The following is a 15,782-nucleotide window of genomic DNA, read 5'->3' on the forward strand; positions in this document are numbered from 1 at the left end:
TAGTAATAATCGGTTATATAATGAATGATGGATAAATGATTTTAGAGGAGTGAATGTACATAATGAGCAACCGTTATGCAGTAATTCTAGCAGCAGGTAAAGGGACTCGTATGAAGTCTAAATTGTATAAGGTGTTACACCCAGTTGCGGGTAAACCTATGGTAGACCACGTTTTGACTAGTGTGAATGACGCTGGGATTGATGAAGTGGTGACGATTGTTGGACATGGTGCGGAAGCGGTCCAAGAGTTATTGGGCGACCGTACAGCTTATACGACACAAACCGAACAATTGGGTACGGGTCATGCGGTGCAACAAGCGGCGAGTGAATTGGCTGATAAAGAAGGTACTACTTTAGTTATTTGTGGTGACACGCCTTTATTTACAGCGGATACGATTGCGCGTTTGTTAGATGTGCATGAAGAGGCTGGCTTTAAAGCAACGATTTTAACTGCGCCTGCTGATGATCCGACTGGTTACGGTCGTATTGTCCGTGATAAAGAGGGCCAAGTGGTGAAAATTGTTGAGCAAAAGGATGCTAATGATGCTGAAAAATTAATTGCTGAAATTAACACAGGGACTTATGTCTTTGATAATGCTTTGTTATTCGACGCTTTAAATAAAGTCGGTAATGACAATGCGCAAGGTGAGTACTACTTGCCAGATGTGATTGAAATCTTGAAGGAAGCTGGCGAGGCTGTTGGGGCCTTCCAAATGGATAACCTAGATGAGTCACTTGGGGTAAATGACCGTGTGGCTTTAGCGCAAGCTAACCAAACCATGTTTAAACGAATCAATGAGTTCCATATGCGTAATGGGGTAACGATTGTCGACCCGGATGCGGTTTACATTGAAGCTGGCGTTGAAATTGGTGCGGACACGGTGATTGAACCAAATGTATATCTTAAAGGGGATACTGTGATTGGTGAAGACTGCCATATTCACGCAGGGACAACAATCCGCGATTCTAAGATTGGTGACCGTGTGAAAGTCCGTGCTTCTGAAATTGAAGAAAGTCAAGTGAACGATGGCGTGGATATTGGACCAAATGCCCACTTACGCCCGGCATCTGTTATTGATGAAAATGCCCATATCGGAAACTTTGTGGAAATTAAAAAAGCGCATATTGGTGCGGGCACTAAGGTTGGTCATTTAACTTATATTGGTGATGCAACTTTAGGCAAAAATATCAATGTTTCTTGCGGTGTGATTTTTGCAAACTACGACGGTGTGAACAAACACCATTCAACAATCGGTGACAACTCATTTATCGGGTCTGACGTGACTATCATTTCACCTGTAAATGTTGAAGCTAATGCCTTCTTAGCAGCTGGTTCAACTATTACCAAAGATGTCCCAAGCAAGGCTTTGGGGATTGCCCGTTCACGTCAAGAAAATAAAGATGGTTTTTGGGATAGGTTACCAATTGGTAAAAAAGACTAAGACTGCAAATATTTTAACTAAATTCACATTTTTCGATTCGCTATTTAGCTAACAATCGTCGTTTTTCTATGGTAGAATAGGTACGATAAGAGTGTCTGAGCATTCAGTATTGTGGAGGGAAAAAAATGTCAGAATCTATAGTCGATCATGGACTAAAAATCTTTTCATTGAGTTCAAACAAAGAACTTTCTGAAAAAATTGCAACTTCAATGGGCGTAGAGTTAGGTCATATTTCAGTGTCACATTTCAGTGACGGTGAAATTAAAATTGCGATTGAGGAATCTATTCGTGGGGACAATGTTTATATCATCCAATCAACATCTGACCCAGTAAATGATAACTTGATGGAATTATTAATCATGATTGATGCTTGTCGTCGTGCAAGTGCCGAAACGATTAATGTTGTGATTCCTTACTTTGGCTACGCACGTCAAGACCGTAAGGCACAACCGCGTGAACCAATCACAGCGAAATTAGTGGCGCGTATGATGGAAAATGCTGGTGCAACCCGTATTCTTGCGTTAGACTTACATGCTGCGCAAATCCAAGGTTTCTTCGAAGTGCCAGTAGACCACCTATACGGTGCGCCATTACTAGCAGAATACTTCTTAACCAATGACCGTTATACCGATTCAGACATCGTTGTTGTTTCACCTGACCATGGTGGGGTAACACGTGCACGTAAACTCGCTGAATTCTTAAAAGCACCGATTGCCATTATCGATAAACGTCGTCCAAAAGCAAACGTGGCAGAAGTCATGAATATTGTTGGGGACGTTGCCAACCGTCACGCCATCATCATCGATGACATGATTGACACAGCGGGTACCATTACCCTAGCTGCATCAGCAATCAAAGACGCGGGCGCATTATCTGTTGTGGCTTGCTGCACACATCCAGTATTATCTGGCCCAGCAATCCAACGTTTAGAAGACTCAGACTTAGACGAAGTGGTCGTTTCTGACTCAATCTACTTACCAGATGAAAAACGTATCGATAAAATTAAACAAGTAACTGTATCTGAATTAATCGCGGAAGCTATTGTACGTATCCACGAAAACCGTTCAGTATCACCGTTATTTAATGAAAAATTCGAAGGTATGCACCACGTAATTGAATAAGCTTGTTGATGAGTGAGTGATAGATAAATTGAAAAGGGCGGTCCTACCATTGCTGGCGGGACTGCTCTTTTATTGTCTTAGCAATTCCAACGTGTAAAAATCTTGGAGCGGTATGCTACAATGGGTTTATTGTAAATTATTCAGGTGCGGGAAAAGTGGCAGTCCCTTGGTAAGCACGCCGAGCGTTTGTCAAAAACATTTTATATTGGAGGAAATTTATGTTTGGTAACTTTATGATCGGGTTTAATGCAGTCATGCCGATGTTAATCTATATGCTTTTTGGACAATTTTTTGCTCAAGCGGGGATGATTAAACAAGAATCCTTTCAAGATTTTAACAACGCCTTATTTAAAATTTTGCTACCAATTAACTTATTCACCAATATTTATAAGTCTGATTTCAAGCAATCATTCAACGGCTATGCCTTGACCTATATCCTTGTCATCGCTTTGACCCTATACTTTATGCTAGCCTTTATTATTCCAAAGGTATCCGATGACCGGACCCGTTACGGGGTGATGCTACAGGGCTCAGTTAGAGCTAACGCCATCCTATTTGGTTTACCCTTGGGGACATCTCTATTAGGTGAAGAAAATATGGGGATGGTGACTATTACCTTAGCCATCATCGTGCCGTTCTGGAATATCATGTCGGTCGTCGGTTTTTCTTTATATTCAGAAGATAAGGTATCTTTTAAACAGATGGGTAGAAGTATTATCACGAACCCAATGGTGATTGCCACGTTCATTGGTTTGATTGTTGTCTTACTGGGTCTACAATTTCCAGAAGCCATCAATACTTCTTTAACCAACATTAACCGAATGGTATCGCCGCTTGCCTTGATGGTCATGGGTGGGACTTTCTCTTTTAAATTGGAAGATGTCGATTTTGCCTTAATCTTTACGGTAGCCAATAAATTGATTATTATTCCTTTAATCGGAATCACCCTCGGTGCTATTCTAGGTTTTAGAGGGGATGCAATCGTTTCTATCCTGATTGCATTCGCTGGGCCAACGGCTGTGTCGTCTTATGCTCAAGCCATTGCAGCGGACGGAGACGGGGACTTAGCCAACCAAACAGTGGTGTTTACGACCACCTTTTCTATGATTACCTTGGTATTCTTGATTACCTTGATGAAAACATTTGGTTTATTCTAATAAAACAGTAAGTAAAACCCCCCTAAGTCGCGGAACTTAGGGGGTTTTATGTATTAATGAGCGTCTTGTAGTAGGATGAGTTGGGCAATTAGAAGTCTAATTTTGCCCAAGCTGTTTCTAAGGTGTCGCGTAATTTAGTTGCTGACAATTCCATTTGTTGTTGCTCGTGGTCGTTTAAGTCAGCTTCGATGATACCACGAATACCTTCACGGTTGATGATAGCTGGAGCACCAATATAAACATCATTTTGGTTGTATTCGCCATCTAGGTAAACAGATACAGGTAAGATAGCATTTTCGTCATTTAAGATAGCTTTTAAGATACGGACTAAAGATACACCGATACCGTAGTAAGTTGCGCCTTTTTTCTCGATAATCTTATAAGCCTTATCACGTACGTGGTAGAACAAGTTTACTAAAGCTTCTTCGTCGATTGCTGAAGTTTGAGACACCCAGTCGTAAATTGATTGGCCACCAATGTTTGCGTGTGACCATACGGGGAACTCAGTGTCACCGTGTTCACCCATAATGTAGGCATGAACGTTACGCGCATCAACATCTAATGTAGTGGCTAATTCTTGACGGAATCGAGCTGAGTCTAGTGAAGTACCAGAACCGATTACACGGTTGGCAGGTAGGCCAGAGAATTTCCAAGTAGCATAAGTTAAGATGTCTACTGGGTTAGTAGCTACTAGAAAGATCCCATCGAAGCCTGAAGCCATTACTTGGTCTACCATGCTCTTGAAGATACGTAAGTTTTTATCTACTAAATCTAAACGTGTTTCACCAGGTTTTTGTGCAGCACCAGCAGTAATCACTACAACATCTGCGTCACCACAATCATCATATGTAGCTTTGTAGATTTTCTTAGGAGATGTATAAGCTAGGGCGTCGATAAGGTCTAATACATCACCTTCAACGCGGTCTTCATCTAAATCGATAATTCCTAATTCTCTACCAACACCTTGAATAACGGAAGCATACGCAAATGCAGATCCTACAGCACCATCACCAATTAAAATAACTTTTTGACCATTTTTTGACATAATAGACTCTCCTTAACTTTTTGTCTCTTATAGTATACAAAGCAAACCATATGGTAAATGTTCCATTAACCCGTGCAAAGCTAGTGAACAATCGGTTTAAAACTTAGCTTGTTGATTAGTTAGTGAAATATTTAACATAATCATACCATCCTGTTTTAAAAAATCAATAGGTTTTTATCATTATTTTTCAAGTATTTTAGTATAATTGGAACTTTGGACCTCTTGTAAACGGATACAAAAGCTTGCTATCAAGTGTTTTTAAAAAATATAAAAAACTGTTACATATGTAGTTTGAATCTGTACTAATAAAAATGAGAAACTTTGTGATAACTTTGTGAAAAGTTGCGTAAAGCGTTCGTAAATGAAACAATATTGTTTCGAACTTTAGTCAATTTCTTGTAAAAAGGGGACGGTGATGATGGTGGGTGACCACTTTTAAATGGGCCTCCACCCCTATTATGGCAAAAATGTATCCGCTTTCCAAGTAAGACCTCCTAAAGTCGCAAAAATTGGCCACTATAACACGTGAACAAAATGAACTAGCGTTCAATGTGCACAAGGACCAGGCTTTTATCTTTCAAGCCGAGGGGCTCATTGTGGTATAATAAACCTATCGAATATATAGGCGCTGTATGGGCTAACTCGCTAGGGGCGAGTGAATGCCTGTGCAGGTTTTTGTGTGTTAACAAGGATTTGTGCTACGGATTTAGAGTCTATTATCGAGATGACGATTGGCAAATAAAGGGCAATTCACTATTATAGATGAATTTGAGTTTGACTTACCGATAACTAGAAAATACCTATACAAAATGACAACAAGTATTTAAACGAATATTAGAAGCGAAAACAAGGAGCTATCAAGAATGAAATTAATCGTCGGATTGGGTAATCCAGGTAAAAAATATGAGGGCACACGACACAACATTGGCTTTATCGCTTTAGATGAATGGGCCTACCAACATAATGAGACTTTCAACAAAACAGGCTTTAAAGGGGAATACTTTGAAACTTTTGTTAACGGGGAGAAAGTGATTTTCCTAAAACCAACTACCTTTATGAACAATTCAGGAGAAGCGGTTGGCGCTATGGCCAACTATTATTCAATTCCAGTAGAAGATATTTTAGTGGTTTATGATGATTTAGATATGGATCCAGGCCGGATTCGTTTACGTCAAAAGGGGTCTGCTGGTGGACATAACGGGGTGAAATCACTGATTGCCCACCTTGGTACCGACAAAATTCGCCGCATTAAACTAGGAATCGGCCATCCGGGTAAAGAAGGGACCGTTGTCAACCACGTCCTATCAAGATTTCCAAAAGAAGACCATACCCCAATGCTTGCGGCTACGCGTGCAGCTGTTGAAGCCATTGACTACTGGTTAGCGGGTCATTCTTTTGAGGAAACCATGACCAACTACAACAACTAGCCAAGAAAAGGAGGGAGACCGCTTGGATTTACAAACGTTTTTCTTGCAAGAATCTCAAAATGAATCATTTAAACAACAAGCCAAATCAGGCCAATCAGTCCTATATCTAGGCCTTCAAGGGGCCAGTCGGGCTTATATGGCTAAAACCCTACTGAATTTGGCCAGCGAGCAAAAAGTAGTCATTGTAACCAACAATCTACTGCAAGCCGACCACTTTTATAATGACCTACAAAGTGACTTTTCTGATGAACAATTGCATCTCTTTAATGTGCCAGAATCTGTGGCTGCTGACTGGGCGATTGCCAGTCCAGAAGCCTTAGCCGACCGGTTGAATGTTTTAAATTGGGCGCGTGACCCTAAAGCGACTGGTGTCCTAATCACGCCTATGTTTGGTTTGAAACGCCTATTAACCCCAACTGAAATTTGGGACAACACTCGTTTGCTAGTCAAATTAGGGGACGAATTAGAACCAGCTACCCTAGTTCAACGTCTGTTAAATCAAGGTTACCAACGGGCTGAAATTGTCATGACCCCAGGTGAAATGAGTCAACGCGGGGACATCGTAGACTTTTATCCTATAAATGCCGAATATCCAGTCCGAGTATCTGTGGGCTTTGACGAGGTAGAACGGATTTCAACTTTTGATCCCAACACCCAAAAATCCCTGCAAGACCAACCAAGTATCAACATCCAACCGTCGCAAGAATTCATTGTCTTGCCGCAACAATTACAAGCCCAAGCTGATGCCTTCCAAAAACTGATGGCCAAGTCGTTGGCTAAGATAAAGGACGACGTGGTTAAAGATTTAGCGACTGCCGTTGTTAACGATGAAGTCCTTGCATGGAAAAACGGTGAAACCACGGAAAACTCTAAATATTTCCACCGGTATATGTACCCAGAAACCACGAACATCCTTGACTATATTGGCGACCAAGCTTTCTTGATTTTGGACGACTATGCGCGTCTAATCCAAGAAGAGGCTACTTGGACCAGCAATACCGAAATGTACTTACAAACCATGGTTGAAATGGGGCAATTACCGGCTCAAGTCCAAGTTTATGCTGACTTTAAGGAAGGTATTCAAGCTTTTAAAGGTCGTAAATTTTACTTTTCAGTATGGCAGCAAGGGCTAGGATCACTGAAATTCGATGGGCTGTACCAGTATCAAACGCGAATGATTACACGGTTTTATGACCAAATGGATGCCCTGAAAATTGAACTAGATGCTTGGATTCGTACAGGTCGAACAGTGGTTATCATGTTAAAAGACAAGGACAGGGTGAAAGAAGTCCAAGCCATTTTGCGAGAAATAGATGTAGCGGCTGAAGCGACGGACGAAGGGAATATCTTCGCCAACAAGGTTAACCTAATTGCGGGCGGCTTATCAGGATCGATTGAATTCGTCCAAGAACGTTTAGTCCTACTGGCTGAAGCGGATATCTTCCATACCCAGAAGAAACGACGCAAGGCTAAGAAACCGCTGATTTCAAATGCGGAACGGATCAAAAACTACCAACAATTAGAAGTTGGGGACTATGTGGTTCATGTTAACCACGGGATTGGGCGGTATACTGGTATTGAAACTATCGAGTTTGCCGGCACCCACCAAGACTACTTGACCATTGTCTTCGCCGACCAAGCAGCTATTCATGTGCCGATTGACCAAATCGATTTGGTTCAAAAATATGTGTCTGCTGAGGGGCGTGAGCCTAAATTAAATAAAATGGGCGGTAGCGAATGGGCGAAAACCAAACAGAAGGTGTCCAGCAAGATTGAAGATATTGCGGATGAACTGATTGAATTATACGCCTCTCGTGAAGCACAGAAAGGTTTCGCTTTTAGTCCAGATACTGCTGAACAGGCCGAATTTGAAAATGCCTTCCCGTATTCAGAAACCGATGACCAAGTCCGGTCGATAGCTGAAATTAAGAAGGATATGGAAGTAGAGAAACCGATGGATCGATTACTCGTTGGAGATGTCGGTTTTGGAAAAACGGAAGTCGCTATGCGAGCTGTCTTTAAAGCTTTAATGGAGGGTAAACAAGTAGCTTTCTTAGTGCCCACGACTGTTTTAGCCCAACAACATTACGAAACCTTCACTGAACGGTTTGCAGACTGGCCTTTTGAAATTGGCTTATTATCTAGATTTAGAAGCAAGGCCCAACAAAATGAAACCATTGCGGGCTTGAAAAAAGGGCAAGTGGATATTGTGATTGGTACTCACCGCGTCCTATCTAAAGATGTTGAATTCCTTGATTTAGGGCTATTAGTGGTTGATGAGGAACAACGGTTTGGGGTGAAGGCCAAGGAAAAATTGAAGGCCTTAAAAGCGAATGTAGATGTGTTGACCCTGACGGCGACACCGATTCCTCGTACCTTAAACATGTCTATGCTAGGGGTTCGGGACTTATCCGTTATTGAAACACCGCCAGCCAACCGGTATCCCGTCCAGACTTTTGTAATGGAGCAAAATTACGGGGCAGTCAAAGATGCCATTGAACGAGAAATTGCTCGAGATGGTCAAGTTTTCTATCTCTTTAATAATGTGGCCCAAATCGAAGAGAAGGCGGCCTTTATCAATGAGTTGGTCCCTGAAGCGAGGGTGGCCATTGCCCATGGTCAAATGACTGTTGCCCAACTGGAAAATGTCATGATGGACTTTGTACTTGGTGAGTTTGATGTTTTAGTGACGACAACCATTATTGAGACAGGGGTCGACATTCCTAATGCCAACACCTTACTGGTTGAAGGAGCCGACCGGATGGGGCTATCTACCCTCTACCAATTACGGGGCCGGGTTGGACGGTCAACTCGAATTGCCTATGCCTATTTCATGTACCGTCCGGACAAGATGTTGTCTGAGGTATCTGAAAAACGCTTGATGGCCTTACGTGATTTCACGGAACTAGGGTCTGGTTTTAAGATTGCCATGCGTGACTTGTCCATTCGTGGGGCAGGTAACTTGCTCGGGAAACAGCAACACGGCTTTGTTAACTCAGTCGGTTTCGACCTCTATTCACAAATGTTACGTGAAGCAGTCCAACGTAAACGGGGCATTTTACCGGCTAAGAAAACTGAGCCAGTGGAAATATCACTATCTATTGATGCTTATATTCCGCAGAGCTATATCCGGGATGAGCGACAAAAAGTGGAGATTTATAAACGGGTGCAGGCCATGACCAGCGTAGATGAAATGTGGGACTTGGATGATGAGTTGATGGATCGATACGGTGAACCGCCAATTGAAACGCAACTGTTACTGCAAGTGGGTGCTATTAAAGCGGCGGCCGATAAGATCGGTGTGACAAGCATTAAACGCATTACTGCTAGCAACACCATAGAAGTCCTTTTCCACGAAAATCTTGAACAAAAAATCATGACACCAGCTATCTTCAAGGCACTAGAGGACAATCCTTTACGCTTGGCGATTAAGCAAGTTGGGGCTGCCTTAATGATCAGCCTAGGTTTAAACAAGTTGTCTACTGAAGAATGGTTGGACTACTTACTGCAATTTACAACCAAGTTAGCTGATGACGAAAATGTAGTCCAAATGAAGGCGGACCAATTGGCTAAGGAAAAAGCTGACTACGAGAAAGCACAAGCCTTAAAAGCTGAACAAGAAGAGGTGGCGAGTAAAGCTGCTGTAGACGCACAAGTGAAGGCAGCTGAAAATGAAGCTAATCAAACTGGTTTAGATGCAGAAAATGATCAAGCAGGTGACTAGATGGTGAAAAATGACGATTCAAAGGCAAGGTCAACGGGCCAAGTGGCCATGCAAGGGGCTGCCGTTCTAACGCTCGCAGCCTTAGTGGCTAAAGTATTGTCTGCTATCTACCGGGTCCCTTTACAAAATATGGTCGGTAACGAAGGTTTTTATGTCTACCAACAGGTTTACCCAATATACGGAATAGGGATGACCTTCGCTTTAAATGGTTTGCCATCTTTTATTGGTAAACAGGTCGCCCTACAAAATAACAACAGGAAAAGTAAATCTTTGTTGAAGAGATACGCAGTCATTGTATCGGTCTTTGCACTCGCTTGTTTTGCCCTGGTTTATTTTGGGGCTGATTGGATTGCAACTATGATGGGGGATGGTTTACTGGCGCCTGTTATCAAAAGCGTGTCTTTTATGTTCCTCTTGATGCCAGGTTTACTCCTGTCCAGAGGTTTTATGCAGGGGCGTAATCTTATGACCCCAACCGCTATTTCGCAAGTTGCCGAGCAATTCGTTCGGGTGGCAGTCATTTTAACTGTCGCCTTCATCTTTAGCAGGATGCAGCTGAATGGCGCGAATCCAGATGTCTACCAGATGGGATTTTGGACCATGCAGTCAGCTTGGGTTGCCGCCACAGCCGCTTCAATCGTCATGGCTTATTACCTGTTAAATTACCGCGACAAGGCTATGTATCAAGACTTTTTAGCCGGCCATTACGGGTTAGGTCAAGCGAGTGAGACTGATGATGCTACAGGATTATCTTGGACTAAATTAACCAAAAACTTTGTCACAGAAGGCTTTGTTATTTGTTTCTTCTCAGCACTATTGGTCTTTTATCAGCTGATTGACGCCTTTACCGTTTACGACCAATTGGTAGATAATGGAATTGCGACGGCGGTAGCCAAGGATATGAAGGGGATTTACGACCGTGGCCAGCCCATCGTCCAACTAGGCATGGTTGTGGCCACATCACTTGCCACTTCATTCTTACCCGCCCTTGCTTTAATGAAAAAGGATGACCGCAAGCAAGCTGGCGAATTTGAAATTGTCAGCAGACAATACCTGCGGGTGACCCTCTTTCTCGCCACTATCATTACGGGCGGATTGATATCGATCATGCCTCAATTAAACCATTTCCTATTTGCTAGTTCTGCTGGCTCTGAGGTCTTAATGGTTTATGTGATGATGGTTATCTTCGCCAGTCTCGTATTAGGGCAAAATAATATTCTCCAAGCCCAAGGGCAGTGGTATAAAGCAGGTATTGCCTTTATGGTCGGCATGCTGGTTAAAGGGATATTTACAGCGAGTTTAGTTGATTTTCTAGATACGGCAGGCGCCGCCTGGGCGACCAATTTAGGTTTAGCAGCTATGATCATTTACCTAAATTGGACCTTGCCTAAGGAAGTACGTCTGGTTAAATGGGGGCGAGTAGCCTTTAAAGCAGGATTACTAGCTGTTTTAATGGTTGCGGTGAACTTTACTTTAGCTTACTTATGGCACCAAGTTTTAGGGATAGCGCCGGAACGGTTGATGGACACCTTGTTGATGGGGATTCAAATCTTTGTAGGCGTTATGTTGACGATGGTTTACTTACGGAAAGACCCGATATTAAGCCAAGTCGATTGGGAAACCTTGCCAAAAGGCGAGTTGATATGGCGGCTATTGCAGGGATAAAGCGTAGTGAATTAGTGCACGTTCCCGAAATGGGAAAGGCGTCCCCTATATGGAAATGTTGTTTCCAATAGGGGTATAGTCATTTTGCCTAGAGAATCATTAAAGCTTGTAATGGGATAAAACCCCGGAAAAGCTAGCAAATTCCTAGCTTATTGGTTAAGGACTAGGCGCAAACCGTGGTATACTAGATTTAAGATAAGTATGGAAATGGTTTTTGTGGATTAATTTAGAGAAGATTAAAAGAAACTAGCCGAATTTTCAAAAAATACGTATATAATAAAGGAGCAAGATTTTTGCGATTAGATAAATTTTTAAAAGTATCCAGAATTATTAAAAGACGAAGTGTTGCTAAAGAAGTTGCGGACAAGGGTCGGATTACCATTAATGGTCGTCCAGCTAAGTCAGGTACAGATGTTAAAATCGGTGACGAACTGGTGATTACATTTGGGAATAAAGACCTGACTGTTCGCGTTGAAAACCTGAAAGAAACAACACGAAAAGATGAAGCGGAAAATATGTTTACCATAGTTGGCGAAAGTTACCACGAGGATCAGGAAAAAGGTAGTCTTTAGTCTTGATTTATGATGGCGCTAACTTTGAATTATTGTTATACTATTTAAGTATATGATTGACGGATTCAAAGCAACCACAGAAAGGGGTTTTTGCTATGCGGCCAGAAGATCGTCCCGACCGTGAAAGCAAAAAAGTGACATCATTAGCAGAACACCGTAAAGCAAAAACCAAGAAGTGGTCACGAAAACCAAGGACCACAGCTGATTGGATTACAAGGCTTATCGTTGGTATCTTCGCTGTTGTGACCTTGGGTTGTGTGTCGACTGCTTATGCAGCGCACAAGGACCAACAAGGCGTTGAAGAACAAATTGCTTTAACTGAGGATGAAATTGCCGGTGAACAAAAGGCGATTGACACCTTAAGTCAACAAGCATCCTTACTCAAAGATGATGAATACGTGGCTAAATTAGCGCGGTCACGTTATTACTTAAGTAAAGATGGGGAAGTTATCTTCAGTGTACCTGAAGATAACGCTTCTAAACAAGCTGAAATCTTAAATAAGGCTTATTTACAAAATCAAGAAAATAATGATGAATAAATTGCGATAACAAGGTAAACTAGAAATAGCTTTACTCGTCCGGATAAAAATCCATTTACCGGATGCAAGAATTTCAAGGAGGATATTTGGGATACATGGCAATTGAAGTAGGAAATAAAGTTACTGGAAAAGTTACAGGGATTACAAAATTTGGTGCATTTGTTGATTTAGGAGAAGGCAAAAATGGTTTAGTCCACATCTCTGAAGTAGCTGAAGGCTACGTGAAAGATATCAACGATGTCTTATCGGTTGGAGATGAAGTAACTGTTTTAGTGACCAATGTAGCTGATGACGGTAAGATTGCATTGTCAATCCGTCGTTTAAACGCAGATGGCGCAAGCAAACCAGCGTCTTCTAATCGTGGAAACAACGATGGTGGCGGTCGCGACCGTGGCAACCAAAACTTCCGTAAAGATGACAACCGCGACAACCGTGGTGGTGGCTATCAAGGTAAACCAAAATCAAACAACCATTCAGGTGGTCGATCAAACTTTGGTGGCGGGAATTCATTCAAGTCTAACGCTGGTAATAAAGCGGGTACAAATGATTTCGATAGCTTGATGTCATCATTCTTAAAAGATTCTGATGACCGTTTAACTTCTTTAAAACGTAATACAGAAGGTAAACGCGGTGGTCGAGGCGGCCGTCGTTCTTAATAAGATATAGTGGGTTGTAACTAAGGTTACAGGCCCAAAACTAAGTGTAGACACTTATTGAGAGGGGTCTGTGGCAATTTGTCGCAGACCTCTTTGATGTTTAACCGTGTCTAGGATAGATAGGGATACCTAGAGAATATTCGGGAAAGAAAAAACTTAGGAAAGGAGCGGTATGTAATGGGTGAAAATGTACTAAAGATAGTGGAAGACTGGCTACTAGCTACGAAAGACCGGTTGAAGTCGCAACTACCGGCTAACTATGTGCCAATTGATGGGCAGATCCCCTTTCTATTGGCTGTATCTGGTGGCGTCGATTCTATGGTTTTGTTGGATTTGTTTCACCGCTTAAGTCAAAAATCATTAGTGACTTTTTCAGTAATCCATATTAACCACCAGCTCCGTCCTGAATCAACGGCTGAGCAAGATATGGTCATCAAGTTTTGCGAGGACCGAGACATTCCTATCCAAGTAGTGGCTTGGGACCACGATGACCCGCAGAATCCAAATCGGTCGGAATTGGCGGCACGCGAATTCCGATATGCGGTCTTTGAGCGGATGATGGTCTTGACCAAGTCCCCTTTCCTAGTGACTGCCCACCATCAAAATGACCAGGCGGAAACAGTCTTGATGCGGTTGGTTCATGGCGGCCGCTTGAAGAGTATTGCCGGCATTCATCCCTACCGGCCAATTCACTTGGACCAGGGCTTGCAGACGGGCTATGTGCTCCGCCCCTTGTTAAGTGTGGATAAGGCTGATTTATATGACTATGCAACGGCGTGGCAGGTCCCTTTTAGTGAGGACGCGTCTAATCTTGACCTGTCTTATACCAGAAACAGGTTTAGACAGCAGTATTTGCCGGAATTGGAGTCGGAAGATGGCGCTCTTATTGACCATCTGGGCGACTTCGCCTTGGCTGCTCAAGCGACTAGCCGGTTTGCGGAGGCTTATATGGACCAAGTTTTAAGAGATGTCTTGACGAAGAAAGATGACACTTGGCAAGTCGATTTGGTTGCCATAGCGGACTATGACTTGCCTGAACAGGTCTTGTTGTGGCAGCGATTGTTCGACCGAACGAGGGTTGCCGCCTTGGCTGCCTTTACGCAAGACGGCTTTAAGCGGATGGTGGCTTTTTTACAAAGCGAGAATGGGCAAGCTGAGTGGCAGTTGCCTGGAGGCTACCGCCTGGTCAAGGTGTATGATACGGCCTATATTCTGCCCGGAGGCCGGTCTGATTTCTTAGCAAGTGTTGGTGCCACCGGTAAAATGACTGAGCAAGTTTTAAGCTGGCAGGACTGGGTGGCAGTAAGCGACCAGGTCAAATTTGGTTGGTTTGACGAGGACCAAGCGGATGTTTATTTGCACCAGGGATCTGTTTTGTTGGCTGAGGTGGGTGCTGACGTTAGCTTGAGTGTGCGCAATCGCCGTCCCGGAGATTTTATCCGCCTCTCAAACGGTCATCGACAAAAGCTAAATCGCTTTTTAATCAACGAAAAAGTCCCATCTGGTATCCGAGATGATATTTTTGTGTTAGCGGATTGCCAGCAAGAGGTATGGGGCCTCTTTTTCAATGGGGAAGTCTTATATGTAAACCGGAGTGGTGCGGGGGCTAAAGTATTGGTAAATTTTTAGGTGTTTTTGACGTATTTGTTGGCGTTTAATGGTAAGATTGATATAATACTTTTCGCTTATTGAAAGTTTTTTAGGGTGGTTTTTCTGCGCTAAAGGGGCTAGATTTGGATGAGTAGTCTTAATTAATTGCTATTAAATTGGGTTGTTTGCTAAAATAACCTAGAATTATGTGAAATGAAATGTGGAGGATTATAGGCATGCATAAAGATGTAGAGGAAATTTTATTTTCTACTGAGGAAATTGCGGAACGTATTCAGGTGTTAGGTGAGGAATTATCGGCGAATTATCAAGATAAGAAGCCGATTGTAGTTGGTATTTTGAAGGGTTCTGTCCCATTCATGTCTGACTTGATTCGTGCAATGGATATTAAATTACAAATTGACTTTATGGATATTTCAAGTTACGGCGGTGGGGTTGAGTCATCAGGTCAGGTGAAAATTTTGAAGGACTTAGATGCAGACGTATCTGGTCGTCACGTGATTATTGTTGAGGATATCGTGGATACTGGTAATACGCTAGCGAAAATTCATGATTTGTTCCAACACCGTAATGCAGCAAGTGTGAAGGTGGTAACTTTACTTAATAAACCTGAACGCCGTACTGCAGATGTTTCAGTGGATTATATTGGTTTTGAAATCCCTGATAAGTTTGTAATTGGTTATGGTATGGATTTTGACGAAGAATATCGCCAGCTACCTTATATCGGTATTTTGAAGCCTAGTGTTTACGCACATTTATTCCATAATTAGTGAGTTTTTTATATTTATAACTATTCGATGGCTACTTTAAGAACAACAATTAGAAT

Annotated in this window: 12 protein-coding genes; 11 read left to right on the forward strand and 1 reads right to left on the reverse strand. The window is 42.4% G+C overall.

The window, feature by feature from the left end:
* Window positions 1-62: 62 nt before the first annotated feature.
* From glmU to AWM74_RS05700, 3 genes are all read left to right on the forward strand, one after another.
* Window positions 63-1,442: a bifunctional UDP-N-acetylglucosamine diphosphorylase/glucosamine-1-phosphate N-acetyltransferase GlmU gene (glmU, locus tag AWM74_RS05690; protein WP_016896532.1), complete on the forward strand. Its 1,380-nt coding sequence runs from the start codon at window positions 63-65 to the stop codon at window positions 1,440-1,442.
* A gap of 125 nt (window positions 1,443-1,567) precedes the next feature.
* Window positions 1,568-2,563: a ribose-phosphate diphosphokinase gene (locus tag AWM74_RS05695; protein WP_026465821.1), complete on the forward strand. Its 996-nt coding sequence runs from the start codon at window positions 1,568-1,570 to the stop codon at window positions 2,561-2,563.
* 218 nt (window positions 2,564-2,781) lie between these two features.
* Window positions 2,782-3,720 carry an AEC family transporter gene (locus AWM74_RS05700; protein ID WP_026465820.1) on the forward strand — a complete coding sequence of 313 codons (939 nt, stop codon included), beginning with the start codon at window positions 2,782-2,784 and terminating at the stop codon, window positions 3,718-3,720.
* Window positions 3,721-3,808: 88 nt separating this feature from the next.
* On the opposite strand, the gene AWM74_RS05705 is transcribed toward AWM74_RS05700, so the two are convergent.
* A complete protein-coding gene (locus tag AWM74_RS05705) occupies window positions 3,809-4,765 on the reverse strand; it encodes an L-lactate dehydrogenase (protein ID WP_026465819.1) in 957 nt (318 codons plus the stop codon).
* An 863-nt stretch (window positions 4,766-5,628) separates the two neighbouring features.
* Here AWM74_RS05705 and pth point away from each other — a divergent pair.
* The 8 genes from pth to hpt all read left to right on the forward strand — a co-directional run bounded on the left by pth (window position 5,629) and on the right by hpt (window position 15,726).
* A complete protein-coding gene (pth, locus tag AWM74_RS05710) occupies window positions 5,629-6,192 on the forward strand; it encodes an aminoacyl-tRNA hydrolase (protein WP_026465818.1) in 564 nt (187 codons plus the stop codon).
* 22 nt (window positions 6,193-6,214) lie between these two features.
* Window positions 6,215-9,916 (forward strand): transcription-repair coupling factor, encoded by a 3,702-nt coding sequence (gene mfd, locus AWM74_RS05715; protein WP_026465817.1) that lies wholly within the window; start codon window positions 6,215-6,217, stop codon window positions 9,914-9,916.
* On the forward strand, window positions 9,917-11,581 hold the full coding sequence (locus AWM74_RS05720) for a putative polysaccharide biosynthesis protein (protein ID WP_026465816.1): 1,665 nt from the start codon (window positions 9,917-9,919) through the stop codon (window positions 11,579-11,581).
* A 293-nt stretch (window positions 11,582-11,874) separates the two neighbouring features.
* Window positions 11,875-12,153 (forward strand): RNA-binding S4 domain-containing protein, encoded by a 279-nt coding sequence (locus AWM74_RS05725; protein ID WP_026465815.1) that lies wholly within the window; start codon window positions 11,875-11,877, stop codon window positions 12,151-12,153.
* Between the two features lie 95 nt (window positions 12,154-12,248).
* Window positions 12,249-12,692 carry an FtsB family cell division protein gene (locus AWM74_RS05730; protein WP_034258092.1) on the forward strand — a complete coding sequence of 148 codons (444 nt, stop codon included), beginning with the start codon at window positions 12,249-12,251 and terminating at the stop codon, window positions 12,690-12,692.
* Window positions 12,693-12,787: 95 nt separating this feature from the next.
* Window positions 12,788-13,348, forward strand: a complete 561-nt coding sequence (locus tag AWM74_RS05735; RefSeq protein ID WP_026465813.1) for a S1 domain-containing RNA-binding protein — start codon at window positions 12,788-12,790, stop codon at window positions 13,346-13,348.
* 177 nt (window positions 13,349-13,525) lie between these two features.
* A complete protein-coding gene (gene tilS, locus AWM74_RS05740; RefSeq protein ID WP_026465812.1) occupies window positions 13,526-14,977 on the forward strand; it encodes a tRNA lysidine(34) synthetase TilS in 1,452 nt (483 codons plus the stop codon).
* 197 nt (window positions 14,978-15,174) lie between these two features.
* Entirely contained in the window at window positions 15,175-15,726 is a 552-nt protein-coding gene (gene hpt / locus AWM74_RS05745) for a hypoxanthine phosphoribosyltransferase (RefSeq protein ID WP_026465811.1), read from the forward strand.
* Window positions 15,727-15,782: the final 56 nt, after the last annotated feature.

The organism is Aerococcus urinaeequi (assembly GCF_001543205.1).
Classification (GTDB): domain Bacteria; phylum Bacillota; class Bacilli; order Lactobacillales; family Aerococcaceae; genus Aerococcus; species Aerococcus urinaeequi.

Coding starts and splice junctions, on each gene's coding strand:
- AWM74_RS05695 (WP_026465821.1), top strand. CDS start 1,568: ATGTCAGAATCTATAGTCGATCATGGACTAAAAATCTTTTCATTGAGT.
- AWM74_RS05735 (WP_026465813.1), top strand. CDS start 12,788: ATGGCAATTGAAGTAGGAAATAAAGTTACTGGAAAAGTTACAGGGATT.
- glmU (WP_016896532.1), top strand. CDS start 63: ATGAGCAACCGTTATGCAGTAATTCTAGCAGCAGGTAAAGGGACTCGT.
- hpt (WP_026465811.1), top strand. CDS start 15,175: ATGCATAAAGATGTAGAGGAAATTTTATTTTCTACTGAGGAAATTGCG.
- AWM74_RS05730 (WP_034258092.1), top strand. CDS start 12,249: ATGCGGCCAGAAGATCGTCCCGACCGTGAAAGCAAAAAAGTGACATCA.
- tilS (WP_026465812.1), top strand. CDS start 13,526: ATGGGTGAAAATGTACTAAAGATAGTGGAAGACTGGCTACTAGCTACG.
- AWM74_RS05700 (WP_026465820.1), top strand. CDS start 2,782: ATGTTTGGTAACTTTATGATCGGGTTTAATGCAGTCATGCCGATGTTA.
- AWM74_RS05705 (WP_026465819.1), bottom strand. CDS start 4,765: ATGTCAAAAAATGGTCAAAAAGTTATTTTAATTGGTGATGGTGCTGTA.
- AWM74_RS05720 (WP_026465816.1), top strand. CDS start 9,917: ATGGTGAAAAATGACGATTCAAAGGCAAGGTCAACGGGCCAAGTGGCC.
- pth (WP_026465818.1), top strand. CDS start 5,629: ATGAAATTAATCGTCGGATTGGGTAATCCAGGTAAAAAATATGAGGGC.